This window comes from Bacillus pretiosus (assembly GCF_051294775.1).
Classification (GTDB): domain Bacteria; phylum Bacillota; class Bacilli; order Bacillales; family Bacillaceae_G; genus Bacillus_A; species Bacillus_A wiedmannii.
In genome coordinates this window covers 1-294 of sequence record NZ_JBPPHF010000330.1, presented here as the reverse complement: position 1 = coordinate 294, position 294 = coordinate 1, and the positions used below count along the sequence as shown (strand labels likewise).

Annotated in this window: 1 protein-coding gene; it reads left to right on the top strand. The window is 40.8% G+C overall.

Translation table 11 applies throughout. The features are described 5' to 3' along the window. On the top strand, nucleotides 1-294 hold a 294-nt coding region (locus tag ACSG5Z_RS31110), incomplete at both ends, for an SRPBCC family protein (protein ID WP_435712883.1).

Here is a 294-nt window from a genome sequence, read left to right as displayed (position 1 = left end):
AAGGGATTGCGTCATGGTTTATGCCGAATGATTTTGTATTAGAGGTAGGACATGAATTTCATGTGCAATCACCATTTGGCCCATCACCATGTAAAGTGTTAGAAATAGATGAACCAAACCATCTATCTTTCTCATGGGATACAGATGGCTGGGTCGTTTCATTTAATCTGAAAGAGCTAGGAGATAATAAAACAGAAGTTACGTTAATTCACGGCGGCTGGAAACATCCTGATGAAATTCTTCCGAAAGCGAATGCGAAGAGCTCTATTATTCGCGATAGAATGAGTGGCGGCT